The sequence below is a fragment of the Vibrio sp. 10N.286.46.A8 genome (genome assembly GCF_041470165.1).
Classification (GTDB): domain Bacteria; phylum Pseudomonadota; class Gammaproteobacteria; order Enterobacterales; family Vibrionaceae; genus Vibrio; species Vibrio tasmaniensis_A.
The window spans coordinates 1-522 of sequence record NZ_JBFRLX010000330.1 but is presented as its reverse complement, the minus strand read 5'-3'; the positions used below and the strand labels follow the sequence as shown (position 1 = coordinate 522).

Here is a 522-nt window from a genome sequence, read left to right as displayed (position 1 = left end):
ATAGTGATTAGTTAAACAAGCCTTTGAGTAAACCATTAACTGCATCTCTAGTTTTCTCATCTTTGATCTTGTCACCGTATTTTTCTTCAAGTTTCTTAATACCGCGATCAATCTCTTTTTCAGCTTTCTGTTTCAACACATCATCAAAAACAAGCCCAAATTTCGGGTCAGCCCACTGGCCGGTTACCTTAATTGGAATCGTCACATCTTTGAGATCATCAATGCTCTTACCACCCTGGCCTTCAAGCGAACCAACAATTGACGTGCGAACCAGGAAGTCGACCGTTTCATTGATGAAGTTTGCTTTACCTTGACCTGTCACGCGTAAAAGAGGCGACTGTGCCGATAAGTCGTTCGTTGAAACCCAACCTTTATCAACCTTGAGTGTTGCTTTCATTGCACTAAAATCTGTCTTTTGAGACTCATCTTTGCTTTCGACTTTTTCGCCTTTGATCTTAGCGTAGTTTTCTCTAATCAGTTGCGCGATGTTGATGCCATTAACCGCACCATCTTCAAAGTTAA

1 protein-coding gene is annotated in these 522 nt (G+C 41.2%); it reads right to left on the bottom strand.

The window, feature by feature from the left end; translation table 11 throughout:
- Positions 1–7: 7 nt before the first annotated feature.
- Positions 8–522, bottom strand: a 515-nt coding sequence (locus AB4232_RS22105) for an AsmA-like C-terminal region-containing protein (RefSeq protein ID WP_372088016.1), incomplete at its 5' end; no start/stop codon positions are given.